This is a genomic window from Vibrio hyugaensis, from assembly GCF_002906655.1.
GTDB classification, from domain to species: Bacteria; Pseudomonadota; Gammaproteobacteria; order Enterobacterales; family Vibrionaceae; genus Vibrio; species Vibrio hyugaensis.
Map to the genome: position 1 here is coordinate 3,409,418 of NZ_CP025794.1, position 24,979 is coordinate 3,434,396.

The following is a 24,979-nucleotide window of genomic DNA, read 5'->3' on the forward strand; positions in this document are numbered from 1 at the left end:
CGTTGGAGATAAACTCTCGGACAGTGAAGCGTGAGTATTCGAGTGGATTAAGCGCGGCTTTTAGCCAGTAGCTGATCCACTTTTCCTTTTGCTGTCTTACTTACCGTCTGCATAAACTTGAAGCTTGGCGCTGCAATGCCGGATTGTTCAAGCTCCTCTACCATCAACAACCACAGTTTTGCTGTTACCTGTGCATCGGCTAACGCGCGGTGGAATACACCGTCGTTTTCGATGTTCTTGTAACGAACCAACTCACCCAATTTGTGTGACGGTGCGTCTTGAATAAGGCGTCTTGCTACCAACAAAGAACACGCGAACTCGCCAGAATAACCACAGTCGATTCGTTCTAGTTCTGCATCCAGAAAGCGCTTATCGAACGACGCGTTGTGCGCGATAAGATTCTCATCCGCAATAAACTCACTGAACGATGCCATGACTTCATCGCAGCTCGGCGCTGTGCGCAGCATGTTATTGGTAATGCCTGTGTAGCCCTCAATAAATGAGCTCACACGAAAGCCAGGATTCATAAGTTGCTGAAAACTATCGACCACCTCACCATCAACGATCTTAACCGCACCGATTTCAATCGCGCGATCACCCATATTCGGAGACAGACCTGTGGTTTCAAAGTCGAGTACGACAACGGAGTTAGCTTGAGGCATGAAGTTTTCCAACTGAACAATAAGGCGCAAGAGTATCGTTGAAAGTGGTGGAAAAGGGAAGGAGTGGGAAGTGTTATTCGGGTGTAAATTTTAAGTAAGCAATAGATGAACAATAAATACCCTAAATCACATAGTGCATACGTTCCTCACTAAACAAGCACGATTATATTGACCAAATTTTTTTAATGTTAGAGGCTCATATTTAACCAGTATCTTTGAAGGTTTATATGGATAGTACTAGTAAGGCTATTTATAAAATCACTAACAAGAACGGAAAAATCTATATCGGAAAGGATCTGACAAGCAGCATCAATTTCTGGGAAAGTGCGACAATACCGGGAAAGTAATAAAGCGTGGTTCTGGTAGATTTTTGGTACGCGTTATCATTGCGTTTCTCAAAAAATACAGAACGTAGTATTATAACGAGTGGCGTACTGTACGTGATAGAGGATAAAACTAACAAGTAACGATTGAGCGTTGTGCAGCTAAAGCTTAATCCTAGGGTACGATAAGTACATTGTGTAAGCGGCTTTTTAATTGACCGAGCCACAAAAACATAGAAATGGTCAATCTTCTGTTCTCTCAGGTTTTGAGTTCATATTCTCTGATTTGGTTGCTGAAAACTGTATAACCGAAATAGTAGAAAAATCAGCAAGATTGTTTGGCAGCTCAAAATGAAAGCTTTAATCGAAGCTGAGAAGTTGCTGTGCTCAGAGGATATTCCTCTCACTTCAGTAGATTACGCCAAGAAAAGAGCTTAGCTAGAGAATTTAATTTATTTTGGTTAAACCGTTACATCAGTGATGAATCATGTCCAACGAATATAATAAGTATTTGATAGACCAACTTGAAGAGCTGGTCGAAAAACACAAACACAATGACTCGATACTCAAAAAAATTGATGCCGTTTTAGCTTCCCGTCGAATTAGAAAGCGCAATACGGATTTACGAGATCGTATTAAAGCTATTCGGACCACGGCGAAGAACAATGTTCCTCGAACGTATAAGTCCTCGAAAAATCAATCTACGAAGAGTGAGCCGATGAGAAACACCGATACACCCATTGTATATCCCGATAATTTTCTTATTTCTGCGTTTGAAGGGATGCGGCAGAGGCTACTAGATACATCTGGTGGGCGTTCTCGATTGCTAAATTTGGACCAGAATGGGCGGTCATTTGTTCGTATTGTCGATGAGCTACCTGATCAGTTGATGAAACTTCTGATGTCTGACAATGCAATGCATGTTGCGCCGGTTCCAGAGCCGACATCAAAACAACTTGTCGAACATGGCTTTCTCCGATGGGATGATGAGCTTGAAAAGTTCATTGAACTAAAGAAACAGCCTGATGCGAAGCAGTGGGCAGGTATTCTTGGTATTCACAACAGCTTTGAGTTGCCGTTAGATTCGGAACATGCTGATGATAATAGACACTCAGATCTGGAGCTTCAATCGCTGCTTTTTGAGGCAGAGCTTAACAGTTGCCTCAAAAAACTAGCAACAGACGCCAGAACTGCCATCGATGAAACGGGAAATAACATCCTTTTCTTATGTTTGGGTTTTCTGGAGTGGGTTGAGCAAGATGAAGGCGGTAGAAAGCGTTTGGCCCCGCTTTACATGGTGCCTGTAAGTATTACGAAGCATTTTCAAAGAGGCCTCGCTGTATACCGCTTGCAGTACACCGGAGAGGATATTATTCCGAACTTAGTACTTCGTGAAAAACTTCAGCAAGAGTTCGGTCTTACGCTCCCTGATATTACCGAACCAGATAGTGACGATAAGCTACTTACACCTGAAAAGTACTTTCAAGAAGTTAGCGCTTTACTTGACAGAAAGAGTAACGATAAAACAGTCAGACTTTGGCAAGTTCGTCGCTTTGGCACCCTAGCTACTCTTAGCTTAGGTAAACTTTTGATGTACAAAGACCTCGATCCAAGAAAATGGCCGGAAGGTGAAGGTAATATTCTTCAGCATGAGGTTTTTCGTCGCTTCTTCCAAGATGAAGCTAGACAGTCTGAATTCCGTGGTGAAGCAGAAAGCTACGTTCTAGATCAAATAGAGAGCGTTCACCAAAGTTTCCCCATGATTGAAGATGCGGACAGCTCTCAAATGAGCGCACTCATCGATGTGATGAAAGGTAAGAATCTGGTGATTGAAGGGCCGCCTGGCACTGGTAAATCACAAACGATTACCAATATTTTGGCTGCTTCTATGGCTCAGGGGAAAAGTGTCCTTTTCGTAGCTGAGAAACAGGCTGCGCTGGAAGTGGTTAAGCGCCGTATGGATAAAGCGGGTCTTGGTGACTTTTGTCTAGATCTACATAGTGACGGGGCGAAAAAACGTGTAGTGTTGGATGACTTTAACCAGCGTATTGCTAATTCCCCCAATTTCAATTATTCGACAGCTGAATATGAACGCCAAGTAGAGCGTTATGAACGTGCCCGTGAGAAGCTGCAGAGCTACGTCCAGATGATCAATGCGGAGTGGAAGCACACCGGGTTGACAATTCACGAGATACTTATGGCGGCGACTCGCTTTAGTAGCGAATGCTCCAATCTTAAGTTTCAAGATGTTGCTCCTGATGACCTCACTGGTGACACATTCAATCGTGTCATCCTAGATGAAAAAATCGAGCAATTAACGCAATTTTATGACTACCTACAGCGTGTTAGTCAACAGCTTGATGATAGCGACAATTGGTGCTCTCATCCCTGGTATGGTGCTACGAACAAAGCTCTATCTGGAGTAGAGCCAGAAGAAGTAGTTCGACAGCTTCAACAATGGTGTTCTAGCCTCATTGATTGGCTGAATGAGCTCGTAGACCAGTGTGATTCATTCGATCTTCATCCTGATTATCACTTGGTTGAAACTGAGGCATTTGTCAGCTCTTGGGCTAACATTCCAGCCCCTAAGGGAGACGAACTTTTCACTGTAATAGGACAAATCACGCCAGAGTTACTTGAAGAATTCGACGACTACTTAGCGCTATACCGCTCCATTGCTGAGGGATATGGTGAGCTAAGAAAACATTTCGTAATAGATGTCATTGAGAATCTAGACAACGTTGAGCATATCGAACTGGCAATGCTTGGGTTGGCTGACCTTGGCGTGGATAGAACTCTTGGATTTAGTGAGCTGGCAAGAACCTTAAACTCCTTGCAGATTGCTATTGACACGTGTGCGAAAATTGACACAGTCCGAAGCGAAATGGTTCCTCATTTACCCGAGGCTACTAAGCAACTTTTGGGTTTTAGCAGACAAGGCTTGAATGAGTTGGATACGTTTGTTCGTCTGGCGTGTGAACTGCCACCTGCTAATCTCTCTTTAAGAAACGAACTTTGGGATAGCGAAGAGCTAGCACATGTATTGGGAAGATTAGAGCAACGAGTGCAGGCTCTGAGAGATGATAAACGTAAACTAAGTGAAAGCTTGAATGTTGACGGTTTACCCTCGATTGAACTGTTAAAACGCTATGCGGAAGCATACAGAAACAAGGGACTGTTTTCGTGGCTTTCTCCTACGTGGCGAGAAGCCAAAAAAGCGGCTTCAGGGTTTAAAAAAAACTGGAAATCACTCGAGCCAAGACATTGCAGCCTTGCTAGATAGAGCTGCTGCTTGGCATGAGGAAAGTAATAAGCTTCTAAGTGACTCTGATTTCCGCTCGCTGCTTCAAGAGCATTTCCAAGGCGTAGATACCGACGTAGAGAAAGTTCGTTCCATGGTCGATTGGTATCAGAAAGTTCGAGCTGAATATGGTATTGGATTTGGTCGTCGAGTGCCGCTTGCTCAAGCTTTGTTCTCGCTTCCTTCTGAGTTTTTACGGGGAATCAATACACTAAACAACGATGGCCTTCGCCAACAAATCGACTCTTTTAACCAAGCCCTGAGAAGGCTTGCATTGGTTTACACTAAAATGGCTGTGTTTACTGCGGACGATGTCGACTTTGCGTCCGACAACAAGCCGCTCGAAACTGCAAAAGTTGAGATTGAGAAAAAGCTTATTTCATGTCAACGATTTCTTGTTGATGCCAATATGTCCCAAGCGTTACTTTGGGAGAAGGTCACTTCGGTCAAACAACTTGATGCTCGGCTTAAGTCATTCCTACATCAAGGGCTCGATGAAAAGTATTTTGGCAACGATGCGCTGTTATCCATACCAGTCTCAGGTCATGTCTCTCCTGAACTTTCTCGTATCACCGCAACGATGGATTTTGTTAGAAAGCTATACAAGCAGTGTTCTTCTCCTGACATTATTTCTCTCGTTAAGCAATGCTCAAACATTGAGTCCATAGCTGAGTTAAGACAAGTAGGCTCTGCGCTTGAAGCGCTCATGCGACGTACGCAGTATGAAGAGTCTGTGTTTTTTGAACTGGTGGGTGGAAATCGCGAACAGTGGTTTGAATACAGTGGTTTCGATATAAAACATGTCATTGAACGCAATGAAAGAGCAGTAGAAAGTGGGGAGTGGTTGGATAGCTGGATAAAGTATCTTTTTGCTAAAGCTCGTATGGAGAAAGGTGGATACTCTCGGCTAAATCAGTACTTGAGCCAAAGTAGCTGCTCGCGTGAACAGGCGCAGAGGGCTCTTAAGTTTGCCACTTATCAAATGCTAGCTCGAGAAATTTACAGAGAGCGTCCTGAATTAACGCAAATGTCTGGTCATGAGCAGGCTGCAATTCAACAACAGTTTGCTAAATATGATGAAGAGCTAAAAATTCTGCAGAGAAAACGTGTTGCCGCTTTGGCTAGTGAAAGGCACATACCGAGCGGTACAAGAGGTGCTAAGGTTGCAAGCTACACGGAAGATGCTCTGCTAGACCATGAGATCAAGAAAAAGACGCGTCATATCTCTATACGGAACCTGGTGTCTCGTGCTGGCCCGACTTTGGTGGGATACAAGCCTTGCTTCATGATGAGCCCTATGGCCGTTGCTAAATATATCCCGCCTGGCAGTATAACCTTTGATATCGTAGTAATGGATGAAGCGTCACAGGTGAAGCCTCAGGATGCACTTAGCTGCTTTGCTCGTGGTAAGCAAATTGTAGTGGTGGGTGATTCCAAACAGCTACCACCTACGTCATTCTTCGAAAAAACAGTGTCGAATAATGCTGAAGATGATCAAGAGGATGTTGGCGTAATAGATGATGCAGAGAGCATTCTTGATGCAGTAAGTGACCATTTCCAAAAGAGACAACTTAAATGGCACTACCGTTCGCGACATGAAAGCCTGATAGCCTTCTCAAACCATCGTTTCTATGAAAATAGCTTGGTTGTTTTCCCATCGCCTTGGGGGCAATCGGATGAATTTGGTATCAAATTTAATCATGTCCCAGAAGGACAGTTTTTGAATAGTGTTAACCACGGTGAATCTCATGCTGTTGTCGCTGCGATTAGGGAGCACCTGCTTTCAAAAACATCAGAGAGTCTTGGCGTCGTTGCAATGAACTCCAAACAACGCGATTACATTGAAGCAGATTTAGAGCTACTGATTGGCAAAGACAAGCTTTTGCGCGAGGCATATGAATCAAATCAACGTAGTGATGACCCTCTATTTATCAAAAACTTGGAAAATGTTCAGGGTGATGAACGTGATGTGATTTTCATCTCTTTCACATATGGGCCTCAGGAAAAAGGTGCGGCAAATATTCCTCAACGCTTTGGTCCGATAAACAGTGCAAGTGGTTGGCGACGACTGAATGTTCTTTTTACCCGAGCTAAGAAACGAATCCAAATTTACAGTTCAATGATAGCTGATCAAATTGTTTCAAACGAAAACAGTAGTTTGGGCGTCACTTCGCTGAAGGGGTACCTTAAGTATGCTCAGCATGGTCAGTTGATTGGATATGATGGTGTCCAACAAAAAGAACCTGATAGTGACTTTGAAATTTCGGTCATGGATGCTTTGGCGAGAAAGGGCTTTGAATGCGTCCCGCAAGTCGGAGTTTCAGGGTTCTTCATCGATATCGCAGTGCGAGACCCAGGAATGCCAGGTAGATACCTAATGGGTATTGAGTGTGACGGAGCAACCTACCACAGCAGTAAATCTACTCGTGATAGAGATCGAGTAAGGCAGGGGGTTCTCGAGGGATTGGGGTGGAATATTCGTCGGATATGGTCAACGGACTGGTTTAAACATCCTGAAGCTGAGTTAAAACCAATTTTTGAAGAACTCAAAAGGCTTTCAACACCTATGAAAGAACAAACCTACGCAGAGTCTGCTTTTGAGGCCAACAAGAAGCTAACAGAAGGACTGAGCCATAAAGCAGCGGAAACACTGGAGATCGCCTTAAATCGTTACAAGTTGGTCATTGAGAAAAAGTATCCAGATACTGAGCCCCATGAGAGGTTACTTCGTCCAGATATGATTGAACACCTGATTATGGACAGGCCGATGACTCATGAGGAATTTACATTGAGAATTCCTGCGTATCTTCGACAGAATACTTCTGTCAAAGAAGCGGCGGATTATCTTGATGATGTCTTGGAGATTATCACTGACTACGAAAGCATTGAGTCTTTCTCTTTAACTAGCCCAGGACAGTACTCGTGATTATGCACTTCGAATATTAAGTTAGTACAATAAAGGGACGTTGGGGAGCCAAGATACATTTAGGTAGACAAGCATGTAAAACGCTAGAAGTGCAAGTTAAACGCCAGTAGGTGGTAGAGTGTATTTCTCATACCACCTTCGCTGCTTTGTGGAACACAGTGATGCTCGATACCTGAGTATGGTCAACTCTATTTCTGTCGATCAGGTCTTGGTTGAAAGAAGTAAAGAGTTGGCCGTTAATCTGATAGATTTTGATAACTCATATAACAATGAATTTAGCTGCTGTAGTCAGTTGAATGATGCCATTCCTGTATAAATCTAAGATGCAGCAATCACTGCGTCTCATCTCCTCAATCTCAAACAAACAACTGCACCGCGCAGTAAAGTAGCGTCGCCGCTAAAGTCATATTGATCGCTTTGCCGTACTTCTGGAATTGTGATTGAAGCAGTTTGCCTGCGATAGCCCAGATCAAGTTGCTGGCTAAAGCGATAAACGCGAGCAGTAGGCTGGTTGCCAAGATCCAGTAGATGTTTTGTGTGTAAGGCAACACGAATGTTGAGATGGATGTTACGCCGTACAGAATGATTTTCACGTTCACGAACTGCAAACCAAAGCCCGTCAAGAAAGTGATGCCCTCAGAATTTTTTGATGTGGTTTTGATATCACTTGTCGCAATTCCCCAAGCTAACCAAATGATATAAGCCGCACCCACCCATGTAAGCCAAGGTGTAATCACAGGAAGCAGGCTGACCATGTGGTAAGTGAAAACGCCACACAACAGCATCAAAACAATGTAGCCGCAGAACATCCCAGAAATGACTTTGGTCGAACGCTTTAGCCCGTGCTGCGTTGCAACACTGAGCGACAAAATGTTGTTGGGGCCTGGCGTGATTGAAGTAATGATGACGTAGGTGAAAAATGCGGTGTAGATGGCACTCATCTCTATCTCTCCTGTTTTTTGTGCACTATACTTCGCGTTAATCAATTAAAAAATTGAATATATTTAAACTAAGAGTTTTAATTTTTCGAACTATTAAGTTAGGAGTTTGGTCATGAATCTAAAGCGTTTCCTTACGTTTAAAACCATTGTTGAGGAAGGCTCATTTCTGAAAGCATCACAAAAGCTTTATTGCACTCAGTCGACAGTGACCTTTCAGATCAAACAGTTAGAACAAGATCTCTCATTGCAATTGTTCGAAAAGATCGGCCGAAAAATGGTGCTGACTCAGGCAGGAGAAAAGATCCTTCCGTACGTTTATGAGCTCGCACGAGTGATGGAAAACATTGAAGGCACGGCACAACAAGAGAGCTCTGAGCCGACAGGGGAGTTGAAGGTTTTAATCGCCGAAACTCAGCTCGCTTATAAAATGGCCAATGTTTTGAAGGAATTCAGAATACGAGCGCCGAATGTAAGGCTCTCTTTGCAATCACAAAACTGCTATAAGATTCGTGATGAATTGATTGCTGATAAAGCCGATTTGGGTGTGTTTTATCGTGTCGGTAATGATGATGCACTCAAGGTGCATGAGTTTGAGCAAGAGCCGCTAGTCCTTGTTGCTTCGTCGCTTTTAACAGGATTGGATTTGCAGAAAAGGGATCAACACATTGATCTGGGGTTCATCAGTAATGGTCCTAAGTGCCTTTTCCGACAGACCTTTGAGAGCATCATCCAAGAGCGCAACATCAGCATCGATAACATGATTGAGCTGAGTAGCATTAACACCATCAAAAACTGTGTAGAGAGTAATATCGGTATCTCTTATCTGCCTCGCTTCACTGTTGAAAAAGAACTGCAAGAGGGCAGTCTGCAAGAGCTAGCGTTTACCGACGCACCGCAAATGATCAAACCGCTGTGTGGCTACCATGCCGGAAAGTGTGTTACGCCTGCAATGGAAGTCTTTATCGACTGTATGCGTAATGCGCACTAGACAGGCTTTTTCCTCAAACCATGAAATTCCTTCATGTTCAACGTGAAGTATTACCAATGTTATTCAAGTAACGAAGCAAGTATAAAAAACAGACTGCTCTGGTGTTAGGCACTGTGACAGCTGTTTTTGAACTGAATTTTCGAAGTAAACGCTGCACAAACTGACGATTGGGAAAATCAAAAAACACAACCATCCCCAAGAACAGAGTTAGGAATCAGTCAGCGTTTATCTAAGGAAATAGGATACCAACTCACCATGAATAACGATTTCAACTTTGCTATTAAGAGCATCCGTTTTGATGAGAACTACCAACCATCAGACAGCACGCGCATCACGACCAACTTTGCCAACCTAGCTCGTGGTGACAGCCGACAAAATAACCTTCGTAATGCACTGCGCATGATCGACAATCGTTTTAACGCCTTGGCACATTGGGATAATCCAAATGGCGATCGTTACAATGTCGAGTTGGAAATCATTTCTGTGGATATGGACATCCAAGGTAGTGGTGAAGCGTTCCCTTCCATCGAAGTGCTTAAAACCAACATTATTGACCGCAAAACCAACGAACGTATCGAAGGCATTGTCGGTAACAACTTCTCTTCTTATGTGCGCGATTACGACTTTAGCGTTCTGCTGTTAGACCACAACAAAGACCAGCCTCAATTTAGCATTCCTGCTGATTTTGGTGAGTTGCACGGCAAGCTGTTTAAAGCGTTCGTGAAGTCGGAATCGTACCAACAACATTTCCAAAAACCGCCAGTGATTTGTTTGAGTGTGTCGGACAACAAGGTTTACCGCCGTACTGAAAACCAGCATCCAGTGTTGGGTTTTGAATACCAGCCAAACGAATCGTCATTGACCGAGCAGTACTTCAAAAAGATGGGCTTACAGGTACGCTACTTTATGCCGCCAAACAGTGTCGCTCCGTTGGCATTCTACTTCTTCGGTGACTTGTTGAATGACTATTCTAACCTAGAGCTGATCAGCACCATCAGTACCATGGAGACGTTCCAGAAGATTTATCGCCCAGAGATTTACAACGCGAATGCGGTAGCCGGCCAGTGTTACCAACCGAATTTGAAGAATCTCGATCACTCATTAACCCAAATCGTTTATGACCGCGAAGAGCGCAGCCAGCTTGCGAAAGAGCAAGGGAAGTTTGCTGAGGAGAATTTCATCAAACCTTATCAAGCGATCCTTGAGCAATGGTCTGCAAATTACGCGTAATCGAAAACGAGAATCTAGAAGGGAATGACGATGAAAACACTATTACCGACTTCAACGGCGGGCAGCTTACCTAAGCCTTCTTGGCTGGCTCAACCAGAGACGCTCTGGTCACCTTGGAAACTGCAAGGCGATGAGCTGATTGATGGCAAACGCGATGCGCTGCGTGTCTCTTTGCAAGAGCAAGAACTGGCAGGGGTCGATATTGTCAGTGATGGTGAACAAACTCGCCAACACTTTGTGACGACCTTTATTGAACACCTTAGCGGCGTAGACTTTGAGAACCGCAAAACCGTGACCATTCGTAATCGTTATGACGCGAGTGTGCCGACGGTTGTTGGCCCAGTAAGCCGAACCAAACCTGTATTTGTGGAAGATGCGAAGTTCTTGCGTCAGCAAACCAAACAACCGATCAAGTGGGCGCTGCCGGGGCCAATGACGATGATCGACACACTGTATGATGATCACTACGATAGCCGTGAAAAACTGGCTTGGGAATTCGCAAAGATCCTCAACCAAGAAGCCAAAGAGCTTGAAGCGGCGGGTGTCGACATTATCCAATTTGATGAGCCCGCATTTAATGTGTTCTTTGATGATGTGAACGAGTGGGGTATTGCTTGCTTAGAACGCGCCATTGAAGGACTCAAGTGCGAAACCGCAGTGCATATCTGCTATGGCTACGGCATCAAAGCCAACACGGATTGGAAGAAGACGCTAGGCTCTGAGTGGCGACAATACGAAGAGGTTTTCCCGAAGCTGCAGAAATCCAATATCGATATTATCTCGCTTGAGTGTCATAACTCACGTGTACCTATCGAACTACTAGAACTTATCCGCGGCAAAAAAGTGATGGTTGGCGCAATTGATGTGGCAACCAACGAGATTGAAACACCAGAAGAAGTTGCAGAAACACTGCGCGAAGCACTTAAGTACGTTGATGCGGACAAACTTTACCCGTGCACCAACTGCGGCATGGCGCCTCTATCTCGTGAAGTTTCAACTGCTAAGCTCAATGCACTCAGCGCAGGCGCAGAGCTCATTCGTAAAGAGTTGGCGGGTTGGTTGAGTCTTTAGCAATACTCAATATTCAGTTATCAACTCCTAGATAAACAAAACCAAGAGTTCGGCTCTTGGTTTTTTTCGGCCTCTTGATTGTTTGATACTGAGTAAAGATAAACAATAGAGTTAATAGATCTCCGAAAAGACTGAAGCTGTTTGAAGGTCAAATCATTCTAAACCAAGTTGTGTTTGTCAGGCAGACTTGTACTTGTAAAGGCTTTACATATAAACCATTCTTGTTGTCTAAATGACTTTTTGTATAGTTAAATCGTTGTTTTGTATAACCTTGAAGCATTTGGCTATAAGAAGTTTGATATAGTCGCTATAACTTAAATTTTATTAACTTTAGTAATTGTTTATTAATTAGATTTGTATGACTTCTGTTGGATTATTGAATGTTTAAAAAAGTTTTTATGCACTTGATTATTGGTGCTGCGATAGTAGTTATTGGTGGGATTTTACATGATTATTTTTACTTGTTTACATTAGGTGATTGGATTTTAAATAGTGGAGTCGTATATGCTATCTTACTATCGATGTTGGTCGTTTTTAAAGTAAAATCTCGAACCTTATTATATTGTGTTTTTGCATGGTTTTTAACGACGTTGATAATTTGCTCTAGATTATTTATTACTCAAGAGCTAACTTTAGATGATGTGACTTTTAATAATAGCTCTGGCACCATTACATATTACAATGGAATTTATACTAATATCTCTATACCTGATAATTTTGGAGGTTTTCCAGTAAAGGCAATTGGAAGATTAGCATTTCTAGATAGAAATTTGGATAAAGTGATAATCCCAGACTCTGTTACTAGTATTGAAAGTGGTGCTTTCCAGCATAACAGGTTAAGTAAAGTTTCCCTTCCTAGTTCACTAATAACTATCGGTGAAGAGGCTTTCGAACGAAATGACTTAACTGTTATTACTATTCCTAGTTCTGTGATTGAAATAGGAAAAGGAGCTTTTTCTGGAAACAATTTAACTAGACTAAATATTCCAGAATCAGTCAAGGATATTGGAGCTGAAGCCTTTTCTAATAATAACATAACTCATGTTACTATTCCTGCCTCTATAAAAACTATAAAGGAAAAACTTTTCGATAGGAATGAACTAACACGAATTATTATTCCTAACTCGGTTACTTCGATTGAATATAGAGCATTTGCAAATAATAACCTAAATACTGTAGATATACCAAAGTCTGTAACAGAAATAGGTACTATGTCATTTGCTTACAACAATATAAAAAACATATCACTACCTCATACCCTGACTCACATTGGTTCTGCTGCATTTAACAATAATGTGATTGTTGAAATAAATAGGAGACAATCTGATGGGATAATTTATAGTAGGAATGTTGATGGATCTGATGATAAATCAAGTGTCATCTCCTATGGCAGCAATGCTACCAATCTTACTATTCCGGATACAGTAACTGCTATTGGTGAAAGAGCTTTTGCATATAATAATTTAGAGTCTGTGATTATTCCAGATTCGGTCAGATTCATAGGTCACTGGGCATTTCGTGATAACAAAATTTCTTATTTGAAACTAGGGAATTCTATTGAGAATATAAATTATCGAGTATTCGCTGAAAATGATCTGAAGTCCGTTATTATTCCCAATAATATAGTGACGATTGGTTCCGGTGCATTTGCAAATAATCAGCTTACCAATGTTACTATACCAGACTCTGTCACAAAAATTGGATATGCGGCATTTGAAAGTAACAAACTAACTAGCCTCAATATTCCTGACACAGTGCTTGAGGTTGGGACCTCTGCATTTGAAGACAATAATTTGAATAGTTTAGTCATTTCTAGTTCAGTTAGCCGAATTAATGAACGGACATTCAGAAAAAATAAACTTGTCAATTTAACCATTCCTGATTCTATAAAAAATATTGATTCTAATGCATTTAGTTTAAATAATATTAGAGATGTCCGGATACCTAATACTGTAGTTAATTTGAATGCTAGTGCGTTCGATGATGATGTTAAGATAATCAACGCTGTTGAATGACAGTTTAACATGCGTCAAGAGATACCAGGTATCAAGCTGTTGCTGGAAAGAGGAAGTGGGTACTAGGTGCGATTAAGGTTTATAGTTTGCCCCCTTATAGGCTGTCTCTTATACACAAATCCCCAAGCTTGTAGCTTGGGGATTTTTTTTGAACTCTTTCACGTGTGTGCGATCTGATCACTTAGTAATCCTTACTGAAACACTAAGATGACACACTCAGACGCTAAACTTTGGGCACAAGAACAATTTGGACAAGCACAACTTAAAGACCCTCGAAGAACACAACGCCTCATCAGTTTAGCGACTTCCATTGCTAATCAACCAGGAGTCTCCGTGGCTAAACTTCCTTTTTCTCCCGCCGATATGGAAGGTGCATATCGCTTTATCCGCAATGAAAACATCGATGCAAAAGACATCGCAGAAGCAGGCTTTCAATCAACTGTATCCCGAGCTAACGAGCATGAGGAATTACTCGCGCTTGAAGATACAACAACGCTCAGTTTTCCGCATCGAAGTATAAAAGATGAACTCGGGCACACGAATCAAGGCGATAGAATTCGAGCTCTCCACGTACATTCGACGTTACTTTTTGCACCACAAAGTCAGACCATTGTTGGCCTGATAGAGCAGCAACGATGGAGCCGAGATATTACTAAGCGTGGGCAAAAGCACCAACACGCGACTCGTCCTTATAAGGAGAAAGAGAGTTACAAATGGGAGCAAGCTTCTCGCCGTGTCGTTGAACGCCTAGGGGATAAAATGTTAGATGTTATCTCGGTCTGTGACCGAGAAGCTGACCTATTCGAATACTTAACTTATAAACGTCAACATCAGCAGCGTTTTGTCGTTCGTTCAATGCAAAGTCGTTGTCTAGAAGAGCACGCAGGCATACCTGTTTATTATGTTGGTTGCCTTGAGCAAGGGACATCAAAAGACAAGTTAGCATGGCACCTCTTGACGTCGGAGCCAATAAACAACGTTGAAGACGCTATGAGAATTATCGGTTATTACGAGCGCAGATGGCTGATTGAAGATTTTCATAAAGTCTGGAAAAGTGAAGGGACAGATGTGGAGTCACTCAGGCTACAAAGTAAAGATAACTTAGAGAGATTAAGTGTCATCTATGCCTTTGTTGCTACGCGTTTATTGGCGTTACGCTTCATTAAAGAAGTTGATGAGCTAACGAAAGAAAGTTGTGAAAAGGTATTGGGCAAAAAAGCTTGGAAGCTACTGTGGTTGAAACTAGAAAGTAAGACGTTACCTAAAGAAGTGCCCGATATGGGCTGGGCGTACAAAAATCTCGCTAAATTAGGCGGTTGGAAAGATACCAAGAGGACGGGTAGAGCTTCAATAAAGGTGCTTTGGGAAGGATGGTTTAAACTACAAACCATCCTTGAAGGCTACGAACTCGCAATGTCTCTTGATCACTAGACTTGTGATCAAGAGACAGCCTTATAGGGGGCGATTAAAATGCACGCCTTTGCTGGTTGATTTTTACTAGAACCAACCTTTTAGTCGATATCGAAGTTCTTCATCTCAGGATGCTTCAACAACATCACGCGAATCCAGTGGTGTACCACCCACATCACCATTGCGGTGAGCATTACCGCTACGAATATCGAACTGAATCGGTACAAGATGGAGAAGAACGCGTCTTTCTGCTCAGGCACCAATGATGTGGTCAGTGGAACGGAGAGGGCAGACATCGCCGAGAACGCAATGGCGGCTTTGACTTGTCCTTTCGTTAGCCACAAACAGAATGGCCCCATAGCGATAGTAAACGCCAGCCAGAACAGCAACCCATGACCAAACCAACTGCCCAAGATTAACTGCACCGCCATACCCGCGATACAACCCAGCGCTGTACCGATGATGCGGATTTTCGCCATGGCCATTGAGCCTGCCAATGTCATTGGCGTTAGGATGATGAGGATCGAAGCCTGCGCCGAAAGTGAGTCGTACAAATCACCTATTTGGAATACCAAAAATGCCGCCATCGCCACCACCCAACCCATGGCTACTTGGCTGATGTAGTCGATATCGCTTTTTACCGGCGTGGTCATTTCTGTTTGCAAGATCTTCGATTCTGGCTCTGGGAATAGCCAATAGGCGAGGGCACAAACAAAAATATTGCTGAACGAAATCACCCAAAGGTTGACGTTGAACTCTTCAATATCCATGAAATCGTAACTCGCGAAGTTCAGCACGATCGAGCCAACCAATAAGCCCATGTAGCCAAACAGATAGGTTTTTGGGTTCATCATTGCGATGCATTTAAACAGCATCATAATGCCCACCGCCGCGAACATCAGTGTGGGATGGAACTGTAAGTATTCGAGAATAAAGGTGGCTTGAACCGTGGTCCAAACCGCAGAGAACAACACCATCAAGACGAGTGGCAGACTGAAGTGGTCCATACGGCCGAGCACGAACAGTGGCAGCATGACGGCAAAGAAACCGTAAGACCAACCAAAGATCATGCTCAACGCCAAACCCATTGAGCAGCCAAACCAAATGCGTAAGGTTTTCATCGCAGCCGCCTAGTAGATAAAGTGGAACCAGCTAGCAAGGTAGATTTGAACTTGTGCCATCATTGCCCAGAACGGACTGTTGTCTGGGTAAAGAACGATAGTGGCACGAGAACCGACGAACAGAGAGGAAGGTAAGGCTTCTTCGCTGGTAAGGTTCACGCGAGTGCGCTGCGCATCACGTATCCAACGGTTGTTCACTTCAACTTTGGTCAATGCACCGTTTGGAGTTTGCTGTGCAGCGGCAACGCCGTAATCTCGGCTAGATAGGTCGAAGTCATAAACCGAACCTGGGTTAGCATCAAACGCAACCATGGCGTGGTAACTGTTGTCGACGCCCGCTACCGATTTCTCACGAAAATCCGCAGCAACCCACATTGATCCGGTTGGTACAAAGGTAAGCAATGGCATGTTGGTGTTTGCCATGGTGCCGACTTCCAATTGCAGGTTAGTTACTACGCCGTCACTTGGAGCAAGGACTGCGGTATTAGTTAGGTCGAGTTGAGCTTTCTCAATACCGTTTTGAGCAATGCGTACTGCGGTGCTTTGGCCTTTTTTGTCCCCAAGTTGTGCTTCAATCACTTTCAAGTTTTGTTGTTCTGCTTTGAGCGCAGCTCGTGACACTTGGTTTTGTGCGTAGGCACTGTCTAAGTTGGATTGAGAAATGACTTTTTGCTTCGACAACTTTTGTAAACGTGAGTACTCACTGTGCGCGTTGTTGTAAGTCGCTTGAGCACGAGCAATGTTTGCCAGTGCAGCTTCCCGCTGCGAATACAGTGTTGCTTCTTTCTCGTAGGCGGATTGCAGTGAAAGCTGCGCTTGTTCTAAAGCGATTTTGTATTTACGAGCATCAATGGTGAACAGCACATCGCCTTTGTGTACAGACTGGTTGTTGGCAATCAGCACATCGGTCACTTTACCTGAAACTTCTGGTGCAACTTGCACCACGTAACCTTGGACTCGCCCTTCGGTCGTGATTGGAGCGTGTCGATCCGCAATGATGATGTAGAAAAATAGTACAATGAACAGGACAATAAGTGTTCGCATCCAGTGTTTGAATTTATGATCTGCCGTCATAATAGATACCTGAATTTATGGTGCTCGTAAGCAAATTAGACAGGCGATTATAGAGAACTTGGTCACAATTCAGTAGAATGACAATAAGCGCATGAATGACCTAAAAGTAGGACAATGAACGTTAGTTTTGATGATCTTCACCTGTTTAGCCAAACCGTTGTGCACGGTGGTATCAGTGCTGCGGCAGAGGCGAACCAGTTACAACGCTCCAAAGTGAGCCGCAGACTACAGGAATTGGAGAAAGCGCTGGGCTGCCAATTGCTGATTCGAACCACGCGAACCATAGAGCTTACCGAGCACGGCAAGCGTCTGTTTGAGCTGGTGGTGCAACCCATAGAGCACATTCAACAAGGTTTGAATGTGATGCATGAATACCAACAAGAGTTGACGGGTAAAGTGCGTGTTGCGATTCCCTCTGCATTGATGAGCTCGGCGGCGTTTAATTCGATCATTAACGAATATACGACCCGTTACCCTGAGATGTCGGTAGAGATTGAGAACCACCAAGAGAGTGTCGATCTTAAGCGACAAGCGTTTGATCTTCAGCTTTTACCGAGCGTGGCGAAAGTCTCGGACGACAGCTATGTTCAGTTCAGCTTATTGCCTTACCGCAGTCACTTTGTCGCTTCCCAAGCTTACTTAGATGCCCATCCCCCTCTAAAGAGCATGGACGATTTAAAGCATCATCGTTTGCTGACTAACCGATACAATGCCGGGTTGTTAGATCCAGAATTGCACGTGGCGGTTAGGTCGGACGATTTGAACTTGCTGCGGTTAATGGCGATTACAGGTAACGGCATCGCCTTTATCCCGCAAGTACACTCTAAGCCAGCTTTAGAAGACGGCCAGTTAGTCGAAGTATTGCCAGAGTTCACGCACCCTAAACAACATCTGACGTTGATTTACCCGTCTAATCTGTTTTTACCCAACAAGGTCAAAGTGTTAATCGAACTGTTTCGAGAGCGATTCAAATAGCGTGAGCGGACAATAATTTTGCGAGTTTGCCCATCTGATTATGCTGGGCTTCTGGTACATTCTTTATATTCAAATGCTTGAGCAGAGTGATGCTCTTGTCGCTCATAGGAGATGAGAATGTTATCGAAGAATACCACGGGTCTAATTGTTGTCGACGTTCAGGGTAAACTGGCAACGCTAATGCACGAAAGCGAAACGCTGATTGAGAGTACGACTAAGTTAGTCAAGGGCGCAAAGGCTCTCAAGCTTCCTATTGTTTGGCTTGAGCAAAACCCAGACCGATTAGGTCCGACGGTAGAACCGATTCGTGAAGTGCTCGCGAAAGATCACTTACCCATCGCCAAGTACACCTTTGATGGTTGTAAAGAGCCGACATTCAAACTCGCGGTAGAAAACGCCAAAGTCGATACTTGGTTGGTTTGTGGTATCGAAGCGCACATTTGTGTGTATCAAACCGCGGTGTCGCTGCGTCAAATGGGTTACAAAGTGGAACTGGTGACGGATTGCGTTTCTTCTCGAACGCCAGCCAACAAAGCGCTCGCGCTTGCAAAACTGACTGCGAATGGCGTTGGCCTAACAGGCGTAGAAATGTGTTTGTATGAAATGGTAGAAGATTGCCGAGCACCAGAGTTTAAAGAGATCTTAGGGCTCATCAAATAATAAACAATGGCAGAGACGAAGATGGAACTGAGAGCATTTGAAAAGGAAGATTACGAGGCACTCATCCGTTGGATTGATTCAGAGCAACTGCGCTATCAATGGGGTGGGCCAAATTTCAATTTCCCTCTAGACCACCAACAGATTAGCCTCCATTGCGCGAAACCTGAAGTCTTCCCGTTTATGCTCGTTTTTGACGGGAAGCAGGCTGGCTATGTTGAGCTGTTTAAAGAGTCTCAATCCCAATTTAGAATTTGTCGTGTTTTTGTTTCCAATGATTTTCGAGGGAAAGGTCTTTCGAAAGTCATGCTCACGCAGCTCATCGAACTGTCTCAAACTCAGTATCATGCTCAAGTCTTGTCGTTGGCGGTCTTTGAACGTAACACCGTGGCCAAGAATTGTTATGAATCTCTTGGGTTTGAAGTGACGTCGCGTGAATCAGGAGAGCGTTCTTTTGATGGCGAGATCTGGGATTTGTTATTCATGGAAAAGCGTTTTTAGCACGAATATAATCCCCCTTACTATCCACAAATTCAGGAAGAAACAAACACCACAACGTGAGCAGTATGAGTTTGTATTCATCTCCCCTGACGATATCGGCCAGCCAAGGGAAACACGTCTTATTATGGCTTACGCTTCGTCATGTGTATGACTCGAATCTTCATATGGATAGAGTGCGGCATTAGTCTCATCCAACCCTTCCGGCTCAAACTGATAGCCTGACCCCATGCTCATGTCTTTGTACTTCACCAACATCTTTTCAATAACGAGAGACTGAATACGCAGAGGATCTTTTCCTAACGTTGAGGCGATGTATTCACTGAACACCTGAACCGTCACGTTATGCTTTTGTACGTTTGGTTTTGTACCAGTTTTCACTTGAATGACGAGGTTTTTTTCGTTCTCAGATATTTGAGTTAGATGCGCTTTAAACTTGTCATTGTAAACGTTGGATGTTGCCTTTAATCGGAGCTTGTTGATTCTTGGATACTGACTTTCGAGTTCGTCATCGAGCTTTTGGTGCAGCTTCAGATCTTTTAACGCAATGGATTTTTGCTGATCAATGCTGTTGAAGAACTTCATTTCGTTGGAGACATCAATATCTTCTGAAGAAGAGATAAATGCAGGGTCAAACAACACATTGCGGTTGAGCATAGTAAACTGTTCGATCGGTCGGCCTTTTACTGCCCCTTCATTGAGCAAGCTGTTTGGTGCTTTTGCGCCTTTCTCGTAGGTGTCACCACTTGTGACGCCAAGTGCAATATACAGCGTGGTATCGTCTTTGACTTCTGACGTTGCCTCTTCTGCGGCTGAGATAAGATCCATTTCAGACATGAGTACGTTGCAGTCCATCATGGTGATTTTTTTAAGTTGGTTGAGTTTGCAAAAATCCACGACAGCTTTTCTTGTTGCACCGAAACCAACGGTACCGGACTCGAATGACCACCCAACCAAACCTACGCCAGCGGCTTGAAGTAGTGTCCCCATTTGCTCTTGATATAAGTTCAGCTCACTTTGGTGGACGAACAGATAGACGGGGCGACTCATCCCCTCAGTGTACCAATACAGTTCTTGCAGCTTTTCTTTGGATTTAAACTCTTCCGGCATTCCGACAGAAGGTACCATTAACGCGGTACCTGAGTTGGATTGAGGTGGGATCTTAATATCAAATTGAGACATACTTTCCGAAGCAGAATCTCGGCTTTGTTGCCGAGTTTGCATTGGGCTTGGATCATTGATTTGTCGGCGATAATAAACGCGCTCTAGCTCATCAAAGTTATTTAAAACCTGATCGACGGTGACTGGCTCGTACTTCAATGCGCCGGTGTTGTCGTTAACGACATAACGGTAGTTAAAACGAATCAGCGCTTCTGGCGGTCTGTCTTGGATTGCCAAGTCATTTTCTTCAACGTGGTTTTGCCAGTTGAGTTGGAACTCGTTCCACTTCGCTAAGTTTTGAACGTATCGTAGTCGTTTCGTCGGAGCGCCTTCTTGTGAGTGGTGAGACGCGTCATTCTTTCTTTTTTTTGTTTGGCTTGGAGAAGAAGCCGGTTGGTTATTTTCACCGTACATAAACGTGTTCACTTTTTTGAATTCAGGCGACGATAGGCTGATTTTTATCGTATTGGCGTTTGGGTAGGCGCTTTTTTCGAGCGCAGCTGGCGACCGTTAAGTCTTTGATACACTGGTTATATGCGTCAGTTGTATGCCGTCTTCAATAAAAGAAACGGCCACACGTAACAACCGATTTTCCACCTTCTGTACATTCAACACAGGTGTATTCTGTGACAAGTTGGAATGGTTAAAGATATTGATGACGGTTGATGGTTGGTTTGCACCGCAATACTCGCCCCATACATCTCGCTTTGAATATTTTCCCCAAATATCCCCAAGCGGATAGGCATGTCCGACGATGAAGTCGTTCTGTGGGCAACTTTGGTCAGAATTGCCCGTTGCTTGAGCCGGCTGCGTAATGTTGACCGTTAGCACATCGCCAACTTTTAATGAAATAGGATCACTTTCAAACGTCGAATTGAGTTTGAGCAGCGCTTTTGCTGACAAACCGTAGAGAGGAGCAATGTCTGTCCACCATTCTTGTTTTCCGTCGTCTTTTGTTCTCACCTTATGATTTTTTATGTGGACGGGTTTAATGTCCGATTCAGTGGCTGCTTTGGTTCGTGGCAGCAAAGGCTGCTTCCCCACAGCTTTAAGTGCAGCAATATCGATTAAAGTGGCGTGTTGATCGAGCCAAGTTTGGTTGATTTCTGCAAGCGCGTCATTGGTGAGTTTTTCGCGACGATAGAAAATATGTTGCGCTGCTGCCTTCTTACCTTCAATAGCGACAGGGGCGAGTATCATGTTAAACGTTTTTGGGCTAATGAGCTCATCTGTCATGCCGTTGGCCGTAGAAGCCGTCACTTGCCAAGAGAATTTATCATTCCCTAGGATCGCCATTTCATACATTAGCTTCCCATCATGGAAATAATAGTAATAACCTTGCGCTGCCCATCCTAATAACCCCTTGGTTTCTACCGCTGGAATAAATGGTAAGAACTCAGCATTAATATATTCACTACCAACTGGCTTGGGGGTGATTTTAAATTTTTGATTCAGGCCGATGTCTTGAAAAAGTTCATGTAAAAGGGTTTTGTCTTCGGCTTCGAAACATTCGGCTGATAACACCGTGCAGAGTGATGGTTGATTTTGCTCCAATTTGCTCCAGCGTTTTATCAACGGTTCATTTTGTGTTTTCGCTAAAGAAAAAACACCAGACTGCAGGGTATTTAAGTCATCTTTGGGAGCATGAATTTTTATTCGACATTCGAATCCAGCCTCGGCTTGAGATTGACTGTTGCTAACGACAGAACCGTAGCTTGCTTGAGTCGCGTTCTTTGACGTTGATGAGTAGTTTGTGCGCGAGCGGTTACTTGACGAAGACGTTACTGGGTCGATAAGTGGCGCGTAGCCAGCTCCCCTCACACGTGTTGATGTTGGACGCTTCATTAATATCGCCTCTTGAATTTAATTGGTGATAGCTTAGCGGCAAATAAAAGAACGCACTATAGACAAAACAACCAATTCCTTTTGCTTACTTACTAAATCTATAGTCAGAACGAAAGTCACGCAGGGTAAGGTATTTAATGATAATAATGTTTTTTAAAGCGAGGAGGTGATGCAATAAATATTATTAATGCGAAGGGAGGGTAGATATATTTAAGGTTTATTTTAGCAAAGCGTGAAGCGCTAATTATTGGTTATTATTGACGAAAGCTTAATAACCAATAACTGCTAATCACTCACTCGCGCTGCGGCTTATTAGAAGTACTAACAAGCTTATTCAAACTCTCTTTGGTATCTCGGCAGCATGGATTCATTGCCAAGCAACCCGCCTTGATGGATATAGATGAGCGTTTTGTTTTCGTTTTCTGCTAACCACGGCTGCAAACATTGCCACATGTAAGGATCATAAAGCAGGTCAAACTCGAGGTTGGTATGGTCGTACAAGGCATTCCAGGTTTCGTAGTCGCTTTGGTATAAACGGCCAAAATGGTGTTTATTGCGCACCGAAAGTATGGTTGGGTGGTTTTCAGTTTCCAGTGTATTGAATTGCTCAGTAAGGTAGTCGGCATCCCCTACGCAAGCACAGGTAAGGACTTCGATTCCATGTGGCTTTAGGTGTTTACTCAGGTACAACGCGGTGGTTCCTGTTCCCGATGGCAACGCTACGGCAAACTGTTTTTTGCCTTCAAGGCGTGTCCAATCAAGCAGTTCACGCGCCAGTTGTTTTACCCCGGCTTCGGCAATCGTCGCTTTTCCGCCTTCTGGGACAACCAAGGTTGTGTCGTCCAACCCACGTACTTGCTCGATATATTCGGTTGGATGCAAAGTGGACTCGATGTCCTGCATCGCCGTGATATTCATACCTAAATCGAGCGCGCCTCGATAGTTGCCGATAGGGGAGTCTTTAAGCCAAGACGGAATATGTTGAACGTAGAACTCGAAGTTCCAGCCTTTGATTTGCGCCAGAGCGGCAAGGGAATACATCGCGTTGGATTGAGCTGAACCGTAACTGATGAGTGTTTTGATTTGGCTATTTTGCGCTTCCATCAGCGCCATAAATTTACGTGCTTTGTTGCCCGAAAAGTGAGAATGAAGCATGTCATCACGTTTAAGAAAAAAGGTGTGACCGTAAAAGTTATGTTGAGTTATCGGGCTTTCAGAGAGTTTCATGCTACTGCTGACGTGTCCAACCACGCGACCTGCCGTTCAAAAGGGCGCGTAGTGTAACGCCATTAAATCCAGATCAAAAGTCTGTGTTTGAGCGGTAGCCGGATTCGACTTCTTGTTAAAGTGGCAACCTTTCTTCACGCCCTGTTTCAGTTGATGTCCTTTTTTGAGTGTTTTTTCTTTGTGACATTCTTAACGTTCCTCGCCTTTCAAGGTTAAGACACGTAAACTACGCCGCTTATTTCAACTCAATCAGAAGGCTTGGTTTTGCAAACTCTAGAACAATTAAAAACAGGACAATTAGTAGGAACGAAACAACTGAAGTTGGCGGACGGGCTAACTGAGTTTCCTATGGAAATTTTAGAGCTTGCAGAAACGCTTGAAGTGTTAGATTTATCTGGTAACGCACTGTCAGATTTGCCACAAGAACTGGAACAGTTGACCAAGCTAAAAATCATCTTTGCTTCCAACAACCAGTTCACGCACTTACCAGAAGTCATAGGCAAGTTGCCAAACCTAGAAATGGTTGGCTTTAAAACCAACAAGATCAAAATGGTGAGTGAAGCCTCACTACCAACTCAGTTACGTTGGCTTATTCTGACCGATAACGAGATTGAAGTTCTCCCAAACAGTCTGGGTGAAAGACCGTGCCTAAGAAAGCTTGCACTTGCGGGCAATCGCATCAAGCAACTGCCAAACAGCATGGAAAACTTGGTTAATTTGGAATTGATTCGTCTCTCTGCGAACCAGCTAGAGCAGTTCCCTGATGTGTTGATGAAGCTGCCTAAGTTGGCGTGGTTTGCTTTTGCAGGTAACCCATTCTGCAAACATCCATCGTCGCTAGACAGTGTGCCGAAAGTGACCACAAACAGTTACTCGCTTAACCATGTTCTCGGGCAAGGTGCGAGTGGCGTGATTTCTCATGCTAACTGGACTGATGCTCAATACGACTTCCCGAGTGAAGTTGCGGTAAAAGTGTTTAAGGGCGAAGTGACCAGTGATGGTTACCCACATGATGAACTTGAAGCATGCTTGCAAGCAGGGCATCACAACAACTTGGTGAAATCCATCGCACAAGTCGATGATGGCAATGAACTGGCGTTGGTGATGGAGCTGATCCCAAACAGCTACTACAACTTAGGTTTGCCGCCAACGTTGGAAACCTGCACCCGAGATACGTTCCTACAAGGGTTTACACTGACAGTCGAGCAAGTCAATTCAATTGTTGAGCAGATGGTGGACGTATTTAATCACCTGCACGACAACAAGGTGTGCCATGGCGATTTGTATGCGCACAATACTTTGGTGAATGAGCGAGGTGAGATGATCTTCGGCGACTTTGGTGCGGCGAGCATTTACGGTTACTTATCGGACGAACAGCAAGCGGCAATCCGAACCATTGAATCGAGAGCGTTGAAGTACTTTATCGAAGATATGTTTTCTGTGTGTGAAGTGTCGGAATCGGCATCACAGGCATTCAATCGACTCGCTGCGCTTGCGGCATAAGACTTTATTTAACCGCGAAAGGTCGACAGACTATAGAAAGAGGTATCGAAT

The 24,979-nt window shown here is 43.8% G+C and carries 18 protein-coding genes; 11 read left to right on the forward strand and 7 right to left on the reverse strand.

The window, feature by feature from the left end; translation table 11 throughout:
- Window positions 1-47: 47 nt before the first annotated feature.
- Window positions 48-662, reverse strand: coding sequence for a 3'-5' exonuclease (locus C1S74_RS16710; protein ID WP_045395764.1), 615 nt, complete (start codon window positions 660-662; stop codon window positions 48-50).
- Between the two features lie 810 nt (window positions 663-1,472).
- On the opposite strand from C1S74_RS16710, the gene C1S74_RS26885 reads away from it, so the two are divergent.
- Both C1S74_RS26885 and C1S74_RS26890 read left to right on the forward strand, forming a co-directional pair.
- Window positions 1,473-4,268, forward strand: coding sequence for a DUF4011 domain-containing protein (locus C1S74_RS26885; RefSeq protein ID WP_244184841.1), 2,796 nt, complete (start codon window positions 1,473-1,475; stop codon window positions 4,266-4,268).
- Complete coding sequence (locus C1S74_RS26890) at window positions 4,258-7,212, forward strand: AAA domain-containing protein (RefSeq protein ID WP_244184842.1); 2,955 nt, start codon at window positions 4,258-4,260, stop codon at window positions 7,210-7,212. Before C1S74_RS26885 ends, C1S74_RS26890 begins: the two co-directional genes overlap by 11 nt.
- 356 nt (window positions 7,213-7,568) lie before the next feature.
- On the opposite strand, the gene eamB is transcribed toward C1S74_RS26890, so the two are convergent.
- The gene (eamB, locus tag C1S74_RS16720) at window positions 7,569-8,153 is read right to left on the reverse strand and encodes a cysteine/O-acetylserine transporter (RefSeq protein ID WP_045395769.1); all 585 of its coding nucleotides are present in this window, start codon (window positions 8,151-8,153) and stop codon (window positions 7,569-7,571) included.
- Window positions 8,154-8,265: 112 nt separating this feature from the next.
- Here eamB and C1S74_RS16725 point away from each other — a divergent pair, with 112 nt between their 5' ends.
- The 5 genes from C1S74_RS16725 (at window position 8,266) to C1S74_RS16745 (ending at window position 14,888) form a co-directional block, all read left to right on the forward strand.
- The gene (locus C1S74_RS16725) at window positions 8,266-9,141 is read left to right on the forward strand and encodes a LysR family transcriptional regulator (RefSeq protein WP_045395772.1); all 876 of its coding nucleotides are present in this window, start codon (window positions 8,266-8,268) and stop codon (window positions 9,139-9,141) included.
- Between the two features lie 255 nt (window positions 9,142-9,396).
- Window positions 9,397-10,371: a DUF1852 domain-containing protein gene (locus C1S74_RS16730; RefSeq protein WP_045395775.1), complete on the forward strand. Its 975-nt coding sequence runs from the start codon at window positions 9,397-9,399 to the stop codon at window positions 10,369-10,371.
- Window positions 10,372-10,401: 30 nt separating this feature from the next.
- On the forward strand, window positions 10,402-11,442 hold the full coding sequence (locus C1S74_RS16735; RefSeq protein WP_045395778.1) for a methionine synthase: 1,041 nt from the start codon (window positions 10,402-10,404) through the stop codon (window positions 11,440-11,442).
- Between the two features lie 380 nt (window positions 11,443-11,822).
- On the forward strand, window positions 11,823-13,457 hold the full coding sequence (locus C1S74_RS16740; protein WP_045395781.1) for a leucine-rich repeat domain-containing protein: 1,635 nt from the start codon (window positions 11,823-11,825) through the stop codon (window positions 13,455-13,457).
- A gap of 207 nt (window positions 13,458-13,664) precedes the next feature.
- Window positions 13,665-14,888, forward strand: coding sequence for an IS4 family transposase (locus C1S74_RS16745; RefSeq protein WP_103415307.1), 1,224 nt, complete (start codon window positions 13,665-13,667; stop codon window positions 14,886-14,888).
- A gap of 80 nt (window positions 14,889-14,968) precedes the next feature.
- Here C1S74_RS16745 and C1S74_RS16750 read toward each other — a convergent pair whose 3' ends face one another.
- Together C1S74_RS16750 and C1S74_RS16755 are read right to left on the reverse strand one after the other, a co-directional pair.
- A complete protein-coding gene (locus tag C1S74_RS16750; RefSeq protein WP_045400901.1) occupies window positions 14,969-15,988 on the reverse strand; it encodes a DUF2955 domain-containing protein in 1,020 nt (339 codons plus the stop codon).
- A gap of 9 nt (window positions 15,989-15,997) precedes the next feature.
- Window positions 15,998-17,062, reverse strand: a complete 1,065-nt coding sequence (locus C1S74_RS16755; protein ID WP_045400902.1) for an HlyD family secretion protein — start codon at window positions 17,060-17,062, stop codon at window positions 15,998-16,000.
- Between the two features lie 114 nt (window positions 17,063-17,176).
- On the opposite strand from C1S74_RS16755, the gene C1S74_RS16760 reads away from it, so the two are divergent.
- The 3 genes from C1S74_RS16760 to C1S74_RS16770 all read left to right on the forward strand — a co-directional run bounded on the left by C1S74_RS16760 (window position 17,177) and on the right by C1S74_RS16770 (window position 19,195).
- Window positions 17,177-18,037 (forward strand): LysR family transcriptional regulator, encoded by an 861-nt coding sequence (locus C1S74_RS16760; RefSeq protein ID WP_045400904.1) that lies wholly within the window; start codon window positions 17,177-17,179, stop codon window positions 18,035-18,037.
- Between the two features lie 117 nt (window positions 18,038-18,154).
- Complete coding sequence (locus C1S74_RS16765) at window positions 18,155-18,697, forward strand: hydrolase (RefSeq protein ID WP_045400907.1); 543 nt, start codon at window positions 18,155-18,157, stop codon at window positions 18,695-18,697.
- Window positions 18,698-18,718: 21 nt separating this feature from the next.
- Window positions 18,719-19,195 carry a GNAT family N-acetyltransferase gene (locus C1S74_RS16770; protein WP_045400983.1) on the forward strand — a complete coding sequence of 159 codons (477 nt, stop codon included), beginning with the start codon at window positions 18,719-18,721 and terminating at the stop codon, window positions 19,193-19,195.
- A 129-nt stretch (window positions 19,196-19,324) separates the two neighbouring features.
- On the opposite strand, the gene C1S74_RS16775 is transcribed toward C1S74_RS16770, so the two are convergent.
- The 3 genes from C1S74_RS16775 to C1S74_RS16785 form a co-directional block, all read right to left on the reverse strand.
- The gene (locus tag C1S74_RS16775; protein WP_045400910.1) at window positions 19,325-20,767 is read right to left on the reverse strand and encodes a hypothetical protein; all 1,443 of its coding nucleotides are present in this window, start codon (window positions 20,765-20,767) and stop codon (window positions 19,325-19,327) included.
- Between the two features lie 96 nt (window positions 20,768-20,863).
- Window positions 20,864-22,198: a hypothetical protein gene (locus C1S74_RS16780; protein WP_045400912.1), complete on the reverse strand. Its 1,335-nt coding sequence runs from the start codon at window positions 22,196-22,198 to the stop codon at window positions 20,864-20,866.
- A 330-nt stretch (window positions 22,199-22,528) separates the two neighbouring features.
- Complete coding sequence (locus C1S74_RS16785) at window positions 22,529-23,425, reverse strand: 1-aminocyclopropane-1-carboxylate deaminase/D-cysteine desulfhydrase (RefSeq protein ID WP_045400914.1); 897 nt, start codon at window positions 23,423-23,425, stop codon at window positions 22,529-22,531.
- A gap of 264 nt (window positions 23,426-23,689) precedes the next feature.
- On the opposite strand from C1S74_RS16785, the gene C1S74_RS16790 reads away from it, so the two are divergent.
- On the forward strand, window positions 23,690-24,928 hold the full coding sequence (locus tag C1S74_RS16790) for a leucine-rich repeat-containing protein kinase family protein (protein WP_045400917.1): 1,239 nt from the start codon (window positions 23,690-23,692) through the stop codon (window positions 24,926-24,928).
- The last annotated feature ends 51 nt before the right edge of the window (window positions 24,929-24,979 follow it).